The sequence below is a fragment of the Legionella sp. JM-2024 genome (assembly GCF_055389095.1).
Genome location: NZ_AP039388.1, coordinates 1,115,763 through 1,135,758 on the forward strand (window position 1 = coordinate 1,115,763; position 19,996 = coordinate 1,135,758).

The window sequence follows — 19,996 nt, forward strand, 5'->3', positions numbered from 1 at the left end:
CGTGCGAAAAATTATCGCTATTTTGGTATTAATTAGTGCCAGTTTTAGTATGGCCTATTCTAAGGATAATTCTCTGATTTCAGTGAAAGTATTACCATTGCCTGAGAACAGAGTACGTATTGATTTTCAATTTGCTAAACCTTTAAAGCAGCTTCCCGCCAGTTTTATTACCCAGAAACCTCCGCGCTTGGTTTTAGACTTTATTAGTACAGACATGCAAATTCCTTCTGATCAGAAAATGAAAACCATTCAATTAGGTTCATTGCATAGTTATAACATTGTTTCTGTTGGGGATAGAGTAAGAGCTATATTGGACTTGGATCGTTCAGTATCCTATTCGGGCAGTACTGCTGGTTCTGTTTATAGTCTAGTACTGAATGGTAAAAGCAATGATCTGTTTGAAAATACCAAAGAAGTATTTATAACTAACCAGGTCGTGAATGCAAAACACGAAATTAAAAGAATTGATTTTCGTGGCATAGAAAAACAAGGTGGTAGAGTTTTAATTGATGTGTCTGACACGGGTATTCCTATTGATGTGACACAGGTTGGTAAAGAAATAACGGTTAATTTCCTAAATACAAGAATCCCATTAAATTTAATGAAACGATATGATGTTTCTGATTTCCACAGTCCTGTACAAATAATCACCATGCAACAGGAAGGTAAAAATGTACGTATGACCATTCTTAATAAAGGGGATTACGGGCATTTTGTTTATCAGGTCAATAAACAATTTATGGTTGATGTATTTCCTTTAACTGCTGAAGAAATTCGACAAGCAAAACTGAAGAAGCAAGTATTTACTGGTAAGAGAATTTCTTTGAATTTCCAGAATATTAGTATTAGAGCTGTGCTTCAACTGCTTGCGGATTTTACTGGGATCAATATGGTTGTCAGCGACAAGGTACAGGGTGATATTACACTCCGATTAAATGATATTCCCTGGGATCAAGCTCTGGATATTATTTTAACAACACAAGGATTAGATAAGCGTAGAAAAGGTAATGTTATGTTGATTGATACCAAGTCTTCTATGGATAAAATGGAGGAAGAGCAGCTTAAAAGTCAACAGACAATCGAGAAACTGGAACCTATACGCTCCGATTTAATACAGATTAATTACGCAAAGGCAGCGGATATTGCCATTCTGATTAAGGATAAACAAAATTCCTTATTATCGGAGAGAGGAAAAGTAAGTGTTGATGCCAGAACTAATACGATATGGATTCAAGATACCGGAACTAAAATTGAAGAAGTAAGGGAGTTGATAAAGCAACTGGATATACCTGTTAAACAAGTACTAATTGAGGCGAGAATTGTTGAAGTCACTAAAGATTTTAGTCAGGATATTGGGATACGCTGGGGTGTATCAAGACCAACTCACTTAAGTGGTACCTTGGAAGGTGCAAACGAGCTGGCAAGAGGAACAGCACCGGCTAATGTGATTCCATTAGAAAGGCGGTTAAATCTTGATTTGGCAGCTGCCCCTTTAACTGGAGCCACACCTGCTTCATTAGGGATTGCATTAGCCAGGCTTAACGATAATATTCTGCTTGATTTAGAGTTATCTGCTTTGGAAAGCGAAGGGCGAGCGGAATTAATATCCAGTCCTAGATTGATTACCACCAATCAACAGGCAGCAGTTATTGAGTCTGGTGAGGAAATTCCGTACCAGGAGGCGACATCAAGTGGGGCTACCGCAGTGGCATTTAAAAAAGCAGTTCTGAGTTTGAAAGTAACTCCGCAAATTACACCGGATGGTAAGATATTGATGGATTTACAGATAAATCAGGACACACCTTCTCCCCAGACCTTCCTTGGGGTTCCAGCGATTATAACTAAAGAAATCCAGACGAATGTTTTAGTTAATAATGGGCAAACCATTGTTCTTGGAGGTATTTATAAACAAGATAAGAACAAAGCAATAAATAGAATTCCTTTCTTTGGTGAATTGCCTGTAGTTGGTGTTTTATTTAGGAATAAACAAATCACATTAAAAAATGAAGAATTGCTTATTTTTATTACGCCAAGAATAATAACGAATGCTTTATCCATTACAACGATAGAAGGTCGTGAAAAAGAAGTTTATAAATAATTTAAATTTATTTATTGTTTATAATCAGAATAATACAAAAACCATTAACTTGATGGCAGTGCCTCTGGCATGTTGAACATGTTATAATTACACTGTGACAGGTTATGAAATGAAATTATTTTAAAAAATAATTTTCAGGGATAAGTTAGAGAACAATGAAGAATAAAAATTCAATACTCTCGGAATGAGCAAAAAATAATTATTTTATGAGTAATTAATCATTATCCGTTGTAGAATGTCAGAAATTTTTTTAAGTTGTAATTGGATGTATTCCTAAATTTATGTTATTTACTCTAAATTCTTGAATGACTGGGTAGAGTATGACTATATCTATGTAGTGAGAATAGTAAATATCCTGAAACCAACTAAGACGTGTATCTAATTTGTTGTTATAATGGCACGGCTAATTATGACAATTCAGTAGAAGAGGTATGTAAGAAAAAATGAGCATAGTTAAAGTACGAAATATTTTTCTCATTGGTCCCATGGGTGCTGGAAAAAGTACTATAGGACGTGCTTTGGCAAAGGAGCTCAAATTGGAATTCTATGATTCAGATGAAGTAATTGAAGAGCGGGCTGGCGCCGATATCTCATGGATTTTTGATATAGAGGGTGAGGAAGGGTTTAGACGACGAGAGCAAAAGGTAATCGATGAATTGACCCAAAAGACTAATATAGTGTTGGCAACTGGTGGTGGAGTAGTTATTACCCCTGAAAACAGGAATGCCCTGGCGGGACGTGGAACAGTAATATATCTGAAAACATCTCTACAACAGCAATTTGAAAGAACAAAACGTGATACCAAACGCCCTTTATTACAGACTGAGGATCTTGAGGGGAGATTGGAGCTGTTAAGAGATGAACGAGAGCCTTTTTATGATGAATTGGCAGATGTGAGTTTTGAAACAGATAAATTAACTGTAAAAGCGGTAGCAAACAATATAATAAAATATTTATATGGCGAAGTTTGAACTTTATGCTGAGGTTGATGTTTCTATATCAGGACATCAATATCCAATAATTATTTGCCGTAATGGGTTAATTAATGCTGATGTAATCAACCGTTTTATAACTTCAAAGCAGGTACTTATTGTTAGCAATCGGACGATAGCACCTTTGTATTTAAGCTTTTTGCAATCCACTTTATCATCAAGGCAATGTGATGTAATCTTATTGGAAGATGGAGAAGAACATAAAAATCAAAGCAGTTTATTTGCTATTTATGATTCTTTAATTCAGAACAAGCATCATAGAGACACTTCCATAATTGCTTTAGGTGGAGGTGTGATTGGTGATATAACTGGCTTTGCTGCCTCTACTTACCAGCGAGGAGTGCCATTTATTCAAATTCCTACTACGTTACTGGCTCAGGTTGATGCTTCAGTAGGAGGTAAAACAGCGATAAATCACCCTGCAGGTAAAAATATGATTGGCAGTTTTTACCAACCTCAGGCTGTTATAATGGATTTAAATACCTTGCGAACATTACCTGAACGAGAGTTTCGTTCTGGTGTTGCGGAGATGATAAAATATGCATTATTGGTTGGAGGCAACTTTTTAAAACTGATTCAAGAGGCGCTTCGGCAGGGATTAACAGTTGATAATCCTCAATTACCACTATTGATAGCAGAATGTTGTCGAATTAAAGCAAAAATTGTCGAACAAGATGAAAAGGAATCAGGCCAACGTGCTTTACTTAATCTTGGACATACCTTTGCCCATGCATTGGAAACTTATACCAATTATCAAAGATGGCTGCATGGAGAAGCTGTTGCCATAGGCTTATATTGTGTGTCTGTATTATCGGAAAAAATGGGTTTGCTTGATAAATCAGTGGTGGGCCAAGTTGAGCAAATGCTCATTGATGCAGGTTTGCCTCATAAAATTCCAGGTACTATAGATTTAAGTAAATTAAGGGATTTAATGAGTCTGGATAAGAAAATTAAAAATAATTGTTTACGTTTTGTAGTGATTAAAAAACCAGGCGTTTGTTATCTTGATGATTCGGTTACTGAAGATTGTTTACATAGCACCCTGATAAATGCGGTAGAAGGAGAATAAAAATGATAGATGGAAAAGTTCATCTTGATGAAGGAGCTGTATATCAACCCAGGACTTTGTTTAAACCAGGATCTTGGCTTGCAAAAATTGATTTCATTAATCATTTAATTCTTTTCAATAATGTATTAATAACCGTTTTGTCAGAAAAAGAGGGTGGGAAAACTTGTTTCAGCGCTCTATTGGAAAATAATCTGAATCAACAAATTAAATCAGTATCGATTAAGGCAAAACCACCGATTGATAGTCAGAATATTATAGATGAACTGGCCAGGCAGTTACACCTTCATAATAGTAAGGAAACAAATATTAGCTCTCTTGCGGCGCAAATCAATGAACGAAAAGCTCATGTTTTACTAGTTATTGATGACGCTCAACATTTACCCGAAAATTTTATTAAAGAAGTAATGCATATTATAAAAAATCAGGGGAATTTTGGTTTTTTTCATCTGTGCCTTATTTCTGATTATTCTATTGTTGCAGCCTTAAATAATTTGGTTGTCGATCAATTTAATAATTTAATACATACAATAGAGCTGGGAATATTGAATGAGAGTGAAACCAGAACTTATGTTCTGCAACGCGCTATGAGTTCTCACTTAATCACCAGGCCTCTAACGGATGCCCAATTTAAACAGTTTTATCAATTAACCAAAGGAAATTTAGCAAAAATTAATGCAGATTTGGAGTCATTCATATTAAAATGTTTAAATGAAAGACGAAGTAATAAGTCAACCATTTTAAAAAGTGCTAGTTTGGCTGTTAGTGTTGCGATTGTTGCAGGATTCTCCTATTTTTATTTTGATACCCTGCATAAAGTCCCTAAATTACCAGACCTAACGGCTATAACTACTCCTCCTCCAATTAAAGAACTTATCAAGGAAAATAATGCAAGCTATATTGCTTCTTGGGAAGATTCTTCCACAAGGCAATTAGTGCATTTTGGATTACCTAAGAAGCAGATTTTAGATGATTTTATGGATGAAGAAGAAAATATTGATACTGTTGCTGTTCTGGATAAAGTTGTTGTCATACCGAAGGTGAAGAGTAAAAACTTCAGCGAACAAGTTTTGCAAACACAAGTTAACGAATCAAAATTGCCCGCCATTCCTCATCCAGTACATGAAAAATTAGTAACCGAGAAACCAGCGAGTAAAAAAACCAACGTTAAGATATTCACTATCCAATTGGTTGCAAGTCACAGGATCGAAGATATAAATAGCTTTAAGAAAAAAAATAAATTGCTGGCTAAGGCGAAGGTAAGACATTTCACAAATGCAAAGGGTGTTTGGTACATCTTGACTTTCGGTGAATTCGATAACAGATCACAAGCTCAGTTGAATATAAAAAAGCTACCCAGCGACCTGGCTAAATTAAATCCATGGATACGTTCTGTGGAGGGTCTTTCAAATATTGGCTAGAGCAAAATAATCGTTCAGGGTAAGCTCATCATTTTGGTCAATAATAATCTTCAAAATATGATTTTGCTCTGATTGATTGTTTAGTGATTCTGGGAAAATAGGCTTAAATCTGCTAATCTTAACTTAGCTATCAGAATTTTAAGGAGAAAATGATGTATAAAAGGGTATTGTTTGCTACTGACTTTGACGAGGTTGGGGTGCGGGCAGCTGAGAAGGCCAAAAAAATTGCAGACGAAAACGGTGCTGATTTAATTTTAGTTCATGTTGTTGAGCCAATTCCAGCTTATGCTTACCCTGGGTTTGCAGGATTTGCTGAAGTAGAAATGTCTATACGCGAACAAGCTGAAAAAGAATTAGGTATGTTGGCAGATAAACTAGGTGTGGATGAGAAGCATCGTTTTATAGAGTTTGGTTCAACCAAAAATGAAATCTTAAGAGTGGCAAAAGAGCATAAAATTGATTTGATTGTTACCGGAAGTCATGGAAAGCATGGACTTTCTTTATTATTAGGTTCAACAGCTAATGCTATTCTACATGGCGCAGAATGTGATGTTTTAATTGTAAGACCCAAAGTAAATCATTGATAGCAACCTTTATTCAAAAGTCCCGTATTATTTCCATTAGTACGGGCAACACTTTAGATATTTCTCAATAACTCGGAAAACCAGTATACTATGTAATTTTATTCTTCTGATCGAATCGATTAATGAAATTGTTACGTGGTTTTAATCATTTGGCGTTGTTTAATAAAGGTGCAGTTGCCACTGTTGGTAATTTTGATGGCGTTCATTTGGGACACCAGCATCTGATTAAAGAATTAAGAACGAAAGCAGATAAAATGAAATTGCCTTTGGTCATTATATTGTTTGAGCCACAGCCCAGAGAGTATTTTCATAAAAATAATGCCCCCGCCCGACTTTCCAGTTTGAGGGAAAAAATGAATGTTTTACATCAGTGTCAGGTGGATTACATATATTGCATCAAATTTGATGCGAAGTTAGCTCAAACTACTCCATTGAATTTTGCTCGATCTTATTTATTTGAAGCATTGAAAATACGTTATCTTCTAGTCGGACAGGATTTTCGTTTTGGAAAGAACAGGGAAGGAGATGTGAATTTACTTAAAAATTTAGGCACCCGATATTCCTGTGAAGTAGAAGCATACTCTGATTTTCTTATTGAAAAAGAAAAAGTGAGTTCTACTAAAATCAGGGAAGCACTGCAAAGAGGGGATTTGTCAATGGCGGCGAATTTGCTGGGGAGACCGTATAGTATGTGCGGACGTGTAATAAAAGGTGATGGCCGTGGTCGTCAGTGGGGAATCCCGACTGCTAATCTGGCTATGCATCGTTTATCAATACCTTTGCAAGGTGTGTATGTTGTACAAGTCCATGTGAATTCAAAAACCGTTTCTGGTGTCGCCAATATTGGAAAACGTCCGACTGTTGCCGGGACAAAAAATATTCTGGAAGTACATTTATTTGATTTTAATGAGTCTATTTATGGTGAGTTATTGCAAGTAATCTTCTTGCACAAACTTCGGGATGAAGTTAAATTCTCAACTGTGGATGCGTTAATTGTGCAGATTAATAATGACATCACGCAGGCGAAGGCATATTTAAAACAGAATTGGCATGATGTTGAAATAGATTTATCGAACAATGTCATCAAAGTAGTCAGTGATACTGTTTAATTTTCCTTTAATCGAGTTATTTTGATTTAAGGCTCATGATAACTGTGCATGATGAATGTCACAGAATAAGGACGTTAAAATTTCAAGAACTTAATGATTTGGCAGAGTAGGCACCTATGGCAGAATATAAAGATACTTTAAACCTCCCAAACACTTCATTTCCAATGAAAGCAAGTTTGTCAGTTCGAGAACCAGAAATGCTGGCAGATTGGCAAACGAAAGAGATTTATCATAAGATTCGTAAAGCTCGATCTGGAAGTAAACGTTTTATTTTGCACGATGGTCCTCCTTATGCCAATGGACATCTCCATTGTGGGCATGCACTCAATAAAATTCTTAAAGATATTATTATCAAATCCAAGACTCTGAGTGGTTTTGATGCGCCATTTGTTCCTGGCTGGGATTGCCATGGATTGCCTATCGAATTAAATGTTGAAAAAAAAGTAGGTAAGGCTGGGATGAAAATTACTCCCAGAGAATTTCGTGCCAGGTGCCGCGAGTATGCTGCAAGTCAAATTGATATCCAAAGAGATGAATTTCAACGCCTGGGAGTTTTAGGGGATTGGTATAACCCTTATGTAACTATGGATTATCAGTATGAAGCAAACATAATCAGAGCTTTGGGCTTGATGATTAAAAACGGTCATCTGCAACAAGGATTTAAGCCAGTTCATTGGTGTATAGATTGTGGTTCTGCTTTGGCTGAAGCCGAAGTAGATTATGAAGACAAAACTTCTCCGTCTATTGATGTGGCCTTCGCAGCAGTAAATCCATCTGAGTTCATTAATTGTTTTAAAATTAAATCTGAAGTAAAACCGTTAATTTTGCCTATCTGGACCACAACTCCCTGGACATTGCCGGCTAATGAAGCAGTTTGCTTGCATCCGGAGATTGATTATTCATTGATTGACTCGGGTGACTCTTATTATCTTGTGGCCACCGATTTAGTAGAATCGGTTATGACACGCTATAAGATTAGCCATTATAAAACTTGTGGTTCCACCAAGGGACGAGTCTTTGAGCACTTTAAATTACAACACCCATTTTACCAGCGACAAGTTCCAGTAGTTCTTGGTGACCATGTAACCACAGAATCAGGTACTGGTTGTGTGCATACCGCCCCAGCACATGGCCCTGATGATTATGTGGTAGGGCAGTCTTATCATTTGCCATTAATAAATCCTGTCATGGCAAATGGATGTTTTGCAGAGGATGTTGAACTGTTTGCGGGTCTTTCCGTGCTAAAAGCTAATGAGGTGATTTTAACAGTATTATCAGAGAAAAATGTTCTGTTATCAAATGAAACTATACGACATAGTTATCCACATTGTTGGCGCCACAAATCACCCATGATATTTCTTGCAACTCCCCAATGGTTTATCTCAATGGATAAAGCCAATTTAAGACAAGCGATAGTGAATCAGATTGAGCATGTTAACTGGGTTCCTGACTGGGGCAAGGCTCGAATTGGCAATATGGTTGAAAACAGGCCTGATTGGTGTATTTCAAGGCAAAGAGCCTGGGGAACACCTATGCCATTATTTGTTCATAAAACGACAAGAGAATTGCATCCTCAGACTCTCGAGTTAATAGAAAAAGTGGCTTTGATGATCGAAAAATCGGGTATAGATGTCTGGTTTGAGCTGGATAGTGCCGAGTTGCTCGGGGATGAGGCACGACATTATGATAAAATTACAGATACTATGGACGTGTGGCTAGATTCTGGAATATCTCATTATAGTGTTTTAAAACATAATAAGGATTTAGGATTTCCGGCGGATGTTTATTTTGAAGGTTCCGATCAGCATCGAGGTTGGTTTAATTCTTCCTTAACAACCGCTGTTGCGATGTATGGTGTCGCTCCCTACAAAACCGTATTGACCCATGGGTATACTGTTGACGCAGAGGGTAAAAAACTATCAAAATCTAAAGGGAATTATGTTGCTTTGGACAAATTGGTAAACCAGCATGGAGCCGATATTTTAAGACTATGGGTGGCATCAACGGATTATCGTCATGAAGTGAGTATTTCTGAGGAAATCATTAAGCGCAATGCGGATGCTTATCGTAGAATTCGTAATACAGCCCGATTTTTATTAGCCAATTTATTTGATTTTAATCCAACTACTGATTGTATTGATGATAAGGATTTATTAGAACTGGATAGATGGGCTTTAAAGCGTTGCCAGCTTTTACAAGAAGAAATAATTGCTGCTTATGAAAATTATCACTTCCATTTAATTTATCAGAAAATTCACAATTTCTGTGCTGTGGATATGGGTAGTTTTTATTTGGATTTGATTAAGGACAGGCAATACACCACTGCGAAAGAGAGTATAGCAAGACGTTCTTGTCAAACTGCTATGTACCATATAGTCAAAGCCTTTTCTATTTGGCTGGCACCTATCTTATCCTTTACAGCAGAAGAAATATGGCAAACAATACCTGGGTATAATAAGGAGTCCATCTTTATTGAGCACTGGTATCAAGCATGGCCAATTATTGACGCAGTGAATATGGATGACTGGCAACAATTGTATTTAATTCGTGATGAAGTGAATAAGGCATTAGAAGAAACCAGGCAGAGAGGAGAAATAGGTTCTGCTTTAGCTGCTGAGGTAACGCTCTATGCTGATGATAAGCTGTTGCCCAAACTAACGCGTTTAGGCGAAGAATTGCGCTTTTTATTGATTACATCGGGAGCTACAGCTTATCCTGTCAACCGATCTCCCAAAGGATTGCCTATCACAGAGTGTGGAGTATCCATACAAGTAACAGCCAGTGCTCATGAAAAATGTGCGCGTTGCTGGCATAGACGTTCAGATGTTGGACAAAACAAAGATCATCCTGAGTTGTGCTTGCGCTGTGTAGGTAACATCAGCGGACAGAATGAAGAGAGACGTTATATATGAAAAAATGGCCTTGGTTTGTACTCAGTATTTTGGTGATTATCTGTGATCAGGTAAGTAAGTATTGGGTTGGAATTTTATTAATTCCGTATAAGCCAATGCCAATTATGCCCATGTTGAATTTTACCTTAGCCTTTAATACGGGTGCTGCTTTTAGTTTTTTAAGCGGAGCTGGTGATTGGCACAGGTGGTTTTTTGCAGGGTTTAGCTTTTTGATGAGCGTTATTTTAGTGATTTGGTTGTTGCGTATTCCATCACAAGCACGATTTCAAGCTGCTGGCATAAGTCTTATATTAGGCGGGGCTTTAGGCAATTTGATTGATCGAGGGTTGCATGGGTATGTTATTGATTTCATAGATGTTTACTATAAGCACTATCACTTTGCTACGTTCAATTTGGCGGATAGTGCTATTTGCATAGGGGCTGCAATTCTGGTTCTGGATCTACTGATACGTAGGGAATAAGACCAAGTCCTGTTTAGTAGACATAAGGTAACTAATACCAACTCAATCATCCCGAGGTGCGTGCGACGAGGGATCTCCTGATTTTGACCCCATTAATCGTCCACAGTCCGTGTTTAAAAATTCAGTTCATCACATTAGCGGCTCTCGCTATGATTCAGCTGCCGAATTTAGGATAATTGGTTATTTTACGTGCCAACTATATCCGCTCCCTTATGGTCGCGGCTCGGATTATAATAGACCTTTTGTATAACCTGGCTATTTTGTCTTTAGTGCAAGGCGTAAAGGTTTCGAGGAGCGGAGTTGACATGGAGTAAATGAGCACCACAGAAACCTTTATAACGCAGCAATAAAATAAAGGAGGCAGGTTATACAAAAGGTCTAATGATGAACAACAGAGCCGCGGCCATAAGGGAGCGGATGTATAATAACCCAGCTTGAACTGTATCCATATGGCCTAATTAACCAAGGGCGTGAACGAATACGTTAGATCAGCGAAGGGGTCAAACTGGTTAAGGTATTCAATTGTTTTTTGTCAGGATTATGGATAACCACAGCCGCAACCGTGGGTAAATTTAGAAAATGCTCTGCTTCATTCCATTGAATTTCAACTGGAAATAAACTTAATTTGGGTAGGTATTTATTTAGCATATTGCAAAATGTCAGATTAGCAGGGCAGGGACGAACCTGTTGGAATCCGAAATTCATTGCGGCCATAGCCTCTGAAATGGTAGCGACTCCTGGAAAATAACACATAGAATAAACACTGGCAGTTTGAGCGATTGAAGGTAAAAAGCCAGGACTGGAAGCAAAATGAATGCCCGCTTGATAACATTGCTCTAGTTGTTGAGTATCAATAATACCACTGGCACCAATTTTTAAAGTGGTGTATTGAGCTTTGATTTTTGTTAATAAATTGACATCCGTTGAATTAATTTCAACCAAATTAAAACCAGAATCAACAATTTGATCTAACCGATCAAATAAAAAATTATCAGCATCCAAAGCTAGTATTACAGATTGATTACCCAAAAATTTTTCTATGATCATGTTTCATTCCGCAAATTCTGCAATAACTTTCAATGGTAGAAGACTTGTTGTCTGTTGGCAAGTGTATTGGTGAGAAAAAAAACAATTTGTTTGATGGTATAAGGCCTCTTGGCTTTATTTTGTCGTTATTATGTTGTTGCTTACGAGGTCCGCATTACTATTAGCACAATGCAATCGGCAAAATAGTTTTAACTGTTTGACTGGGTATGAACTCAAATGGATGTAAGCACAATGGATTCCCCAAAAAAGATCTTTTCGTTCTCGCAAGGGGGGCAACTATTCCGGTAATAGTCTTTTAGCCAGATTAGAAATGGATTACCAGCTGCGCGGGAAATGCTTACTCGCCTGATGCATTAATGCTCGGTCACGCCAGTTTGATTCCCTTATTACAAACTAACTGGATTATGGTTTTCCATAATCCAGGTTAGAGGGCAACGAAAGGATAATACAATCTTTATTAGGATGATTTAAATGGGGTTAGGGAAGTTGGAGTCGGGTTAAATTTTTGCTCTACCACTTTATCAGTCTCGCTTCTGATCGAAGTAACGCTAGGTTTTGTAGTATCTACTCCAAATTTCTCAAGATTTCGTAGCATAGCTTGCATTATTTGAAACGGAACTGGTCCTGTGCGTGGCAGCTGAGTGAGTTCGCTGATAAAATAGTTACGTGCTGCTCCTTCAGGAATTTGATTTTGAAATTGACGAAGTTCATCACGAGTGAGACCCGGACTATTCATTTCCTTCATTTCTTGTATTTTAGTTCTAAAAAAGGTAGTAACTGCAGCAAGGCTTGGGCCTGGTTTTGGTGAAAGCTTTGTACTGCCTCCAGATGGAGCTAAAGTGGGTGGTTCTTGACCCGGGTTAGGTTGATTAAGTTGACTTTGGGCAGTACTGATTGTAGATTGCAATTTACTAATACTATTGGAAATTTCCATTTTTTCATGTTCATTGTCTTTCAGCTCTTGCTTTGTCTGTTCAACTTGCTCTTTATGGAATGTGGTTTCTAATCCTTTATTATGATGCACTAATTTTTTAACAGTCATTGGTGTTTCATATTTAAGTTTATCAAAAGCGTGTTCAGCCTGTTTTTGTTTTTCCGGGCTATCTTTTATTGACTCCCAATCCTCGCCTTGTTTTAAAAGATAAAATTTACCTTCTTTTTCAAGTACTTTTTGTTCTTTATGAATAGGGTAAAGCTTCCCGCCTATATCAAAAAGCTGTTGATCCTTTCCTATAACATAATGTGCATCACTTAATGAACTCACTTCTTCACCTTTGTCATTAACAAAGCTTTTTTCCTTCCTGTGTACTGAAAGCATATCATGCAGATTCGCCAATTTTAAATTTAGGCCATTATGTTCATGCATCAACTTCGTCGCCTTCTCGTTATCTTTTGGATCTGTACTGCTAATGAGATTGTTGATCTCATCTAATTGCTTTTCCATTTGCAAAGAAAGCTTATGGATTAATGCATCCAGTTTAATAGCCACCAGGTCATTTTTTGCCTGGTTATAATCGTTCTGTGCTTTTTCCAATGCTTCAGGATTATCTTTAATAGTATCCCATTGACCTTTTTCTATAAGATAGGATTGTCCAGAATGCTCTACAACTTCCTGGTTTTTATTGATGATTAATTGTGCTTCTTTTAACGAGTTAACGGCTTCTCCCTTGTCGTTAACAAAAGATCTTGTACCGCTATGTGCCTCATGCAGAGCTCGCAGGTTGGCTAGCTTTAATGCCACGCCATGATGTTCGTTTTTTAACGATTGGACTGTTTTTTCATCGTCTTTATGCTTGTCCATTAACTGCATAAGTTTGTCGCTGTCTTTAGTGAGAAAATCCATGCGCTCTTCAATTTCAGAGGGTAATAATGCTTCAGAATCAGTGAGAAGACTATCAAATTCATCAAGATTTTCTTCATAAATATTATATTTGTCTTCGATGTCCTGTCCTTGGTGTTCCAGTTTATCCAGTTTTCTTTCTAATTCCTCACCTTTCTCGATATTTTCCTGAGCACGTCTAATGGCTTTATCATAGTCATCCAGCATTTTCTGAAAATCTTTATTCGGTTGTGAAGTAGATTGACTGGTTGGTGTGCTTGTCTTTCCAGCATTTTTTATGGCTTTTTCATTTTGCTGATGAATAAGTTCTTTAACCTTTTGTGCAGCATCCGATTTTTTGGATAAATACCATAACAGGATAGCAGCCATTAATCGACGCTTGAAAAGTTCATGTTCTTGTCTTTCCTGTTGCTGCTGAATATCAATGTCTCTCTTAAGAGCTAGTTGGGCACCTATCTCAGCGACAACCTCTTTACCTGCTGGAGAGAGTAGAAATTTTTTGACTTGGAATGCATTTTTTAGCCCTTCACGACCCAGATTGATGGTAGAACCATCCTCCTTAGCCTGTGGATCAAGTAAACTGGACTCAATCCATTTTTCAAATGAAGTCTTAAATGGTTTATCGGGTTCGTTGCTTTTGAGTTCTTTCTTAGCAGTAGGCACAGATTGTTTTTCTTCTTTTTTACTTTCTTCAGGTCGCGTTTTTACTACCATATGCTCTTTCGTTTGCTCTTTCTCTTGCGTATGCTCTTTTTCCTGAGATCGTACTGATTCAACATTTTCTACTTGAGCTCTATCTGATTTTTTGCCTTTTGCCATAAGTAGGATCCTTAATTGCACCTGGTTAACTTATATTATACACAATATTGACCAATAAAACACCAGTTTATCCATATTCTATCTTGATTGTTGTGCACTAAATCTTGATTGGCATCAACTTAATGCTGACAGGGCTTACGAAAAAAATTCAATCTTTTCGTTAACAAAGTTTTTAATTCAGTCATTTAGTTTATCTAAATCCCTCATTAAAAAACTTTTTTATCTCGATCTTGGATTTTTTCGTAAGTCTTGTTCAATTTTTGATTGACATCTAATACTTTAACTAATTATTGCTACTTTATCTTAGGAGTAAGCAATATAATTTGCAAATAAAAAGCCATGAAAATCAACAAGATTAGAATTTAAAGAGGCTGGTTAGATTGTAAGTGTATGTTCTTGATCAATGATTTTAGATGTTTGTTTTGTATTATTAAATAAGCTTGGAAAATGTTGTTGGCGGTCTGGATTATCTTTGGCAATGATTGTGTTATTATCGTCTAATAATAAATTGCGTAACAGGCAATGACTGTCTGTATGTGGGATCAACTCGCAACGTCTAGGTTCTCCGAAATAGTATTGATGATCATCTAAAATTTTATGTGTCAATATATCCTCCTTATGAAATGCCCAGTGATATAGTTCTCCACGACTTATTTCTATTAAGGAAAGTAAATATTGTTTTAATTCACCTGCTCGGTTATCAATCTGGTTGCATAGGATAGTCAATCCATTAGCGCTTGCAGAGAATAAGATTCCTGCCGAATTATCCCAGATCTGTCCGAAATTATAGAGGATAGTACCTAAAGAGTATGAAATAACCCGGGAGATTGGATTAATGATGGATAAACTTATCCTCATTGTTAATGAAAAGATATCAAACAGAGGAAGTATCAAACCATTTTTAATAAGCTGGAGAGGAGGTAAAAAAAGGAGTCTTATACAATTCATGCCAATGTTTGCAATGAGATTATCGGAAAAATGGCCAAACGGCCAAGTGAAACCATAAAGTGGTGAGAGTGTGAACTCAGATATAAAATTACTCGCAGATGGACGCTCTGCTATATCAATTAGCAATTTCCCAATAGCACTTATATTACCTAACACAGCAAGTGACTTACGAAAAAAATTGGTAATTCCTCTAAAAGGCACATGAATTAAAAGAGAACTCATTTCAAGTAATGGAATGGTTAAAATAGCCAGCATAAGATCCGCACTTGCAGCTAGTATTTGTTTGCCTAACTGCTTTGCCAATGCGCCGCTTTTCTTCCAACCATTGATAAATCCATTTCGGTACCCATAATAAAAACCTTCAAAAAAAGGAGCAACAAGTAATTTTCCAATATTAATAAAGTTCTTGCAAAACCACTTACAAGTACCAAGTAACCAGTCGTCACCCGGGTGCATGATGGTATCATAGACAGCAGCGCCTCCTTTACCTCCGAGAGCAGCATAATTAGTGTAGGGAAAATCACCCATTTCATCTTGTAGTGACGGAATTGCCTTGGTTAAACCATATCCAAGACTGAGAGCTAACGAGGCAATTATGGCAATTTCTGCTGGGTCATCTTTCAAGACAGAGACCGCGTCAACAAAGAACTTATCCAAATTACCGCCAACTATCATACTCTGCCAGAGTGTTACAGAGGCTGAAATAGCTTCTGAAGTCCTGCCATGACTCATTAAATGAGCTAATTTTTGAACGGGTTCAATTCCATAAATCAAACCTCTTAAATGCAGTTTTGTTAAAATATTGGCTAGAATATCTGGAGCCAGCACTGCTCCTGCACCATAGACATAAGCGGCCATAGCCAAAGTTCCAACCATTGGATTTTGCTCACTGGTATCTATAAAAAATCCGGCTAAATGGCGTATCACTCCCAAAGCTCTATGCAAAGGATTTTCATAAGGGTGTGGGCTGGGAGTGTGATTTGCTCGTGCAATAACGTATGGACTGTTGTTAATCTGATCCCGGATAAATTCTTCCAGGGTTTGGCCATTAGCAAGAAGTCCTTGATTTTCCAGGGCATTATGCAGTGAAGTTCTTTTGATTTTTTTTGATTCTGGATGTTGATTTTTCTCGGGAGAATCCTGTTTAAGAAGATGATTGGCATGGACATGTTTAAAAAATTCTTCATGCAAGTCATGCACAATGAATTGACTCATGCTTTTGTAAAAACTTTTGAAAAAATCAGGTATACGGGAAATAAAGGCTTTAAATCGCAGGCTGACTCTTTCAGGAAGATACAGGTGCCTTTTGCTGACTTGACTTAAAATATATAAATCCTGTCCATCAGGCAATGGGTAAAAGAGTTGATCATGAATAAAATAGTTGAGTTGAATTAGTTTGTTTTCAAGTCTTAACAGGATTGTTTTATCTTTTGGCACAATAGCCCAGTTACCATTGGGTAAGTGACTAAGTAATTTTCCTGCCTTTTTTACACTTTTTACTGTGACGGGTTCGTAAGTACTTTCGGTTGTGCTGTTAACTAATTCAGCAAGGCTGGAGTATCCTCGTTGAGAAAGTCCCTTAAGTTTATAGTAAGGGGTTATTTTTGTAATAGATACACCATTAGAACGTTTTTGAATCTCCGTTTTATGGCTGGGTTTGGTGGCGATGGAAAGGTAATACATCCAATCTTGCCCATCATGCCATAGTTTATTAACAAATCGCTCCAGTTTTGCGAACCGATTGGCAGGCAAATCCTTAAGTTCTGCGGCAGGAGTAAGTCGATATTGCTGACAAATCACTCTCAGAGCATCGTCAAGATCCTGACTATTGTGTCCAATATGTATTTCACTGTCCCAAACAAAACAAGGAGTAATTTGTTCGCCATGTAGTGTTTTAGTAACCTTGGAGAAATCCATTTGATCCTGACGAGAAACAGGGAAAACTCGATTAAATTGATAATGCTGTGCTGTCTTGATGGCATTGTACAATTCATAGCCCAAACTGCCTTCAGACACAACAGGATTATTTGCAATCATTCGATTTTTATCTTGGCAGCGTTCAATAATTGCAATGACCTGCCTTCTTAATTCCTCATGGCCCATATGATCGTAAGGCTTTAATCGTCTTTCTTTTTTTAATAGCCTGCCTAAGTCTTGCATACCCCCATAAACCAGGCTAATTTTCTCCTGTTGTTCAGGACTGATGGGTTTTTTATAGCTTTCTGCATGAAGTTTATAGCGATTAAAGCGATTAATGACATTGGCTACTAATGAGGATGTTCTCTCTCCCGGAAGGGTCTTTAAAAATTCCGGATTATAGGTAAATAGCATTAATTGAACTGTTTTTTTATTATGGTTGGCTATTAAACGTAGTCTGTCTCCTCCTGGAAGAAGATACTCCATATTATAGTTGCCATAAAATACAGTTCCGGCTTCATGACTGAAAACACTTCCAGTAATAGTTGGCATGGCTTTATGGGAGTGTGGTGTAACTCTTAATGGAACAATAATTTGAGTATGGCCATTAGCGGTTTCAAAATCAGGCATAAAGACTTACTTTGTTTATAGAGACACCAAGAAAGAGTACTTAATTTTAAACTGAAATAGCAAGTATATTGAATGAAAATTTTGGTATCTCTGGAAGTTTTATACAGGACTTACGAAAAGCTCCAATCCCCTCGTTAAAAAGAAATTTTGATTCAGTCATTTAGTTAGTCTAAACTCCCTTATCAAAATTTCTTTTTGCCTTGATCTTGGGGTTTTTAGTAAGTCCTGTTATATTGTGGCTGTTAGAATGTTTTAAAAATAAACAGGAATCAAGATTAATGAGTAGTTATTGTGGATATATTGCTTTGGTCGGCAGGCCTAATGTTGGCAAATCAACTTTGCTGAATCGTATTTTACAGCAAAAATTAAGCATTACCTCCAGAAAACCACAAACCACTCGTCACAGCATTTTAGGAATTCATACAGAAGGCGAGTTTCAGTATGTTTATGTAGATACTCCAGGTATACATCAGGGCAATGCGAAGGCAATCAATCGTATGATGAATAAAACAGCAATTAGTGTATTGCGTGATGTGGATGTGATTGCGTTTCTGGTCGATGGAACACATTGGAAAGAAGAAGATGAGTATGTATTAGGCTTAATCAAACAAGCCAAAGTCCCTTGCATTCTGGTAGTAAATAAGGTGGATAAGATAGATAATAAAGCGCAGCTTTTACCATGGATAGAGCAAATAAGTCAGAGATATGAGTTTGCGGCCATTATCCCTTTATCAGCAAAAACAGGCGTGCAAGTGGACGAATTGGAAGCCAAATTAAAGGGGTATTTGCCTGAAGGCCCACATTTGTTTCCTGATGATCAATTTACTGATCGGTCTACGAAGTTTTTATGTGCTGAACTGCTTCGTGAAAAAATTTTTCGTTTTTGTGGACAAGAGTTACCCTATTCTGTAACGGTAGACATTGAGTCATTTAAGGATGAGGGGAATTTGATTCGTATCCATGCCTTAATTTTAGTTGATAAGGACAATCACAAGCGCATGATCATTGGAGATAAAGGTCAAAAATTAAAAGAAATGGCAACCAGCGCCCGCCTGGACATGGAAAAAATGTTAGGCAAAAAAGTTTTCCTGCAATGCTGGTGTAAAGTTAAGTCAGGTTGGTCGGATGATGAACGCATGTTGAAGCAATTAGGATATGACCACTAAATCTTCGCACGCTTGGGTGATTCATAAGCAATGGTCCGGGGATACCAGTGCCAGAGTCAAATTTTTTACTAAAGAATCAGGATTAATCAACTGTCTTTGCAAGGGGGGACGAACCCCTAAAAAACAATCGTTACTTCAGGCTTTTATTCCTCTATGGGTTAGTATTGAAGAGCGCTATAATCAGTATTACACAAAAACCATCGAAAGCACTTCTCCCAGGCTAGAGCTGGATGGACACTCTCTTTTTTCAGGTTTATACATCAATGAACTGCTTTATTATGCACTGAGTCCGGATTGTCCCGATCCAGATTTGTTTGATGCCTACCTCTTTACTTTAAAGGGCATCGCCTTAACTAAGGAGAGAGAAGTAATAGAAGCGTTACTACGACGATTTGAATGGGCTTTGCTTAAGGCTTGTGGATACACTTTTTCATTCCTTCATGAAGCACGTACAGGAGAGTTAATTGCCCCTGGTTCTTATTATCAATTTGTGGCAGGAGAGGGATTTATTTTGGGTGGGAATAAAAGTATCCCTGGCGAATATTTAATTGCCATAGCTGCAGATAACTTAAGCGAATCGGCGTATTTAAAATCAGCAAAATTAATCATGCGTCAGGCGATAGACCATCTTTTGGGCGGGCGAGAAATCAAGGCTCGGGCATTGTATGGGGGAGGTTAACCCAAACAAACATTTACTGGGTGACTTCTATATTCCTTTTGCCAATCTTTTCTGGTATTTAAAAGAAATCAGATTGGTTTAAATTCTTAAATAACTTCTTTTATGTCGCAAGGCAGAAATGAGACACAATAAGTGTTGCAATACGTCACATAATGTAGAGTTTAAACTGTATAAACAAGACAGGACAAGATCACACCATTTTGGGTGGGATGTAGATTGTTATATTGTACTAATTTGATCATATTTGTGTCATTTCGCATAGGCAGGAACCTATCTTGCAAGATAAACAATCCTTTCTGCGGGAATA

General features: G+C 37.4%; 13 protein-coding genes. 10 read left to right on the forward strand and 3 right to left on the reverse strand.

The genetic code is table 11. The annotated features are described in order from the left end of the window. Position 1 precedes the first annotated feature (1 nt). From pilQ to lspA, 8 genes are all read left to right on the forward strand, one after another. Complete coding sequence (gene pilQ / locus ACZ5EK_RS04910; RefSeq protein ID WP_464431701.1) at positions 2-2,098, forward strand: type IV pilus secretin PilQ; 2,097 nt, start codon at positions 2-4, stop codon at positions 2,096-2,098. 443 nt (positions 2,099-2,541) lie between these two features. Continuing rightward, positions 2,542-3,069 carry a shikimate kinase AroK gene (aroK, locus tag ACZ5EK_RS04915; RefSeq protein WP_032828804.1) on the forward strand — a complete coding sequence of 176 codons (528 nt, stop codon included), beginning with the start codon at positions 2,542-2,544 and terminating at the stop codon, positions 3,067-3,069. After that, a complete protein-coding gene (gene aroB, locus ACZ5EK_RS04920) occupies positions 3,056-4,159 on the forward strand; it encodes a 3-dehydroquinate synthase (RefSeq protein ID WP_464431703.1) in 1,104 nt (367 codons plus the stop codon). The genes aroK and aroB overlap by 14 nt, the downstream gene beginning before the upstream one ends. A 2-nt stretch (positions 4,160-4,161) precedes the next feature. Further along, on the forward strand, positions 4,162-5,577 hold the full coding sequence (locus ACZ5EK_RS04925) for an AAA family ATPase (RefSeq protein ID WP_464431704.1): 1,416 nt from the start codon (positions 4,162-4,164) through the stop codon (positions 5,575-5,577). A 152-nt stretch (positions 5,578-5,729) separates the two neighbouring features. Next, positions 5,730-6,161, forward strand: coding sequence for a universal stress protein (locus tag ACZ5EK_RS04930; protein WP_464427681.1), 432 nt, complete (start codon positions 5,730-5,732; stop codon positions 6,159-6,161). Between the two features lie 122 nt (positions 6,162-6,283). Beyond that, positions 6,284-7,270 carry a bifunctional riboflavin kinase/FAD synthetase gene (gene ribF, locus ACZ5EK_RS04935; RefSeq protein WP_464431706.1) on the forward strand — a complete coding sequence of 329 codons (987 nt, stop codon included), beginning with the start codon at positions 6,284-6,286 and terminating at the stop codon, positions 7,268-7,270. A gap of 116 nt (positions 7,271-7,386) precedes the next feature. Beyond that, positions 7,387-10,182 carry an isoleucine--tRNA ligase gene (ileS, locus tag ACZ5EK_RS04940; protein ID WP_464431708.1) on the forward strand — a complete coding sequence of 932 codons (2,796 nt, stop codon included), beginning with the start codon at positions 7,387-7,389 and terminating at the stop codon, positions 10,180-10,182. Then, positions 10,179-10,643, forward strand: a complete 465-nt coding sequence (lspA, locus tag ACZ5EK_RS04945) for a signal peptidase II (protein ID WP_464431710.1) — start codon at positions 10,179-10,181, stop codon at positions 10,641-10,643. The genes ileS and lspA overlap by 4 nt, the downstream gene beginning before the upstream one ends. Positions 10,644-11,126: 483 nt before the next feature. Here lspA and ACZ5EK_RS04950 read toward each other — a convergent pair whose 3' ends face one another. From ACZ5EK_RS04950 to ACZ5EK_RS04960, 3 genes are all read right to left on the reverse strand, one after another. Further along, complete coding sequence (locus ACZ5EK_RS04950) at positions 11,127-11,690, reverse strand: multidrug DMT transporter permease (RefSeq protein WP_464431711.1); 564 nt, start codon at positions 11,688-11,690, stop codon at positions 11,127-11,129. Positions 11,691-12,147: 457 nt separating this feature from the next. Then, entirely contained in the window at positions 12,148-14,349 is a 2,202-nt protein-coding gene (locus ACZ5EK_RS04955; RefSeq protein WP_464431712.1) for a LidA, read from the reverse strand. Positions 14,350-14,724: 375 nt separating this feature from the next. Next, complete coding sequence (locus ACZ5EK_RS04960; protein ID WP_464431714.1) at positions 14,725-17,844, reverse strand: hypothetical protein; 3,120 nt, start codon at positions 17,842-17,844, stop codon at positions 14,725-14,727. A gap of 278 nt (positions 17,845-18,122) precedes the next feature. Here ACZ5EK_RS04960 and era point away from each other — a divergent pair, with 278 nt between their 5' ends. Together era and recO are read left to right on the forward strand one after the other, a co-directional pair. Beyond that, positions 18,123-19,010 (forward strand): GTPase Era, encoded by an 888-nt coding sequence (gene era / locus ACZ5EK_RS04965; protein ID WP_464431716.1) that lies wholly within the window; start codon positions 18,123-18,125, stop codon positions 19,008-19,010. Further along, the gene (gene recO, locus ACZ5EK_RS04970) at positions 19,000-19,689 is read left to right on the forward strand and encodes a DNA repair protein RecO (protein WP_464431717.1); all 690 of its coding nucleotides are present in this window, start codon (positions 19,000-19,002) and stop codon (positions 19,687-19,689) included. Before era ends, recO begins: the two co-directional genes overlap by 11 nt. Positions 19,690-19,996: the final 307 nt, after the last annotated feature.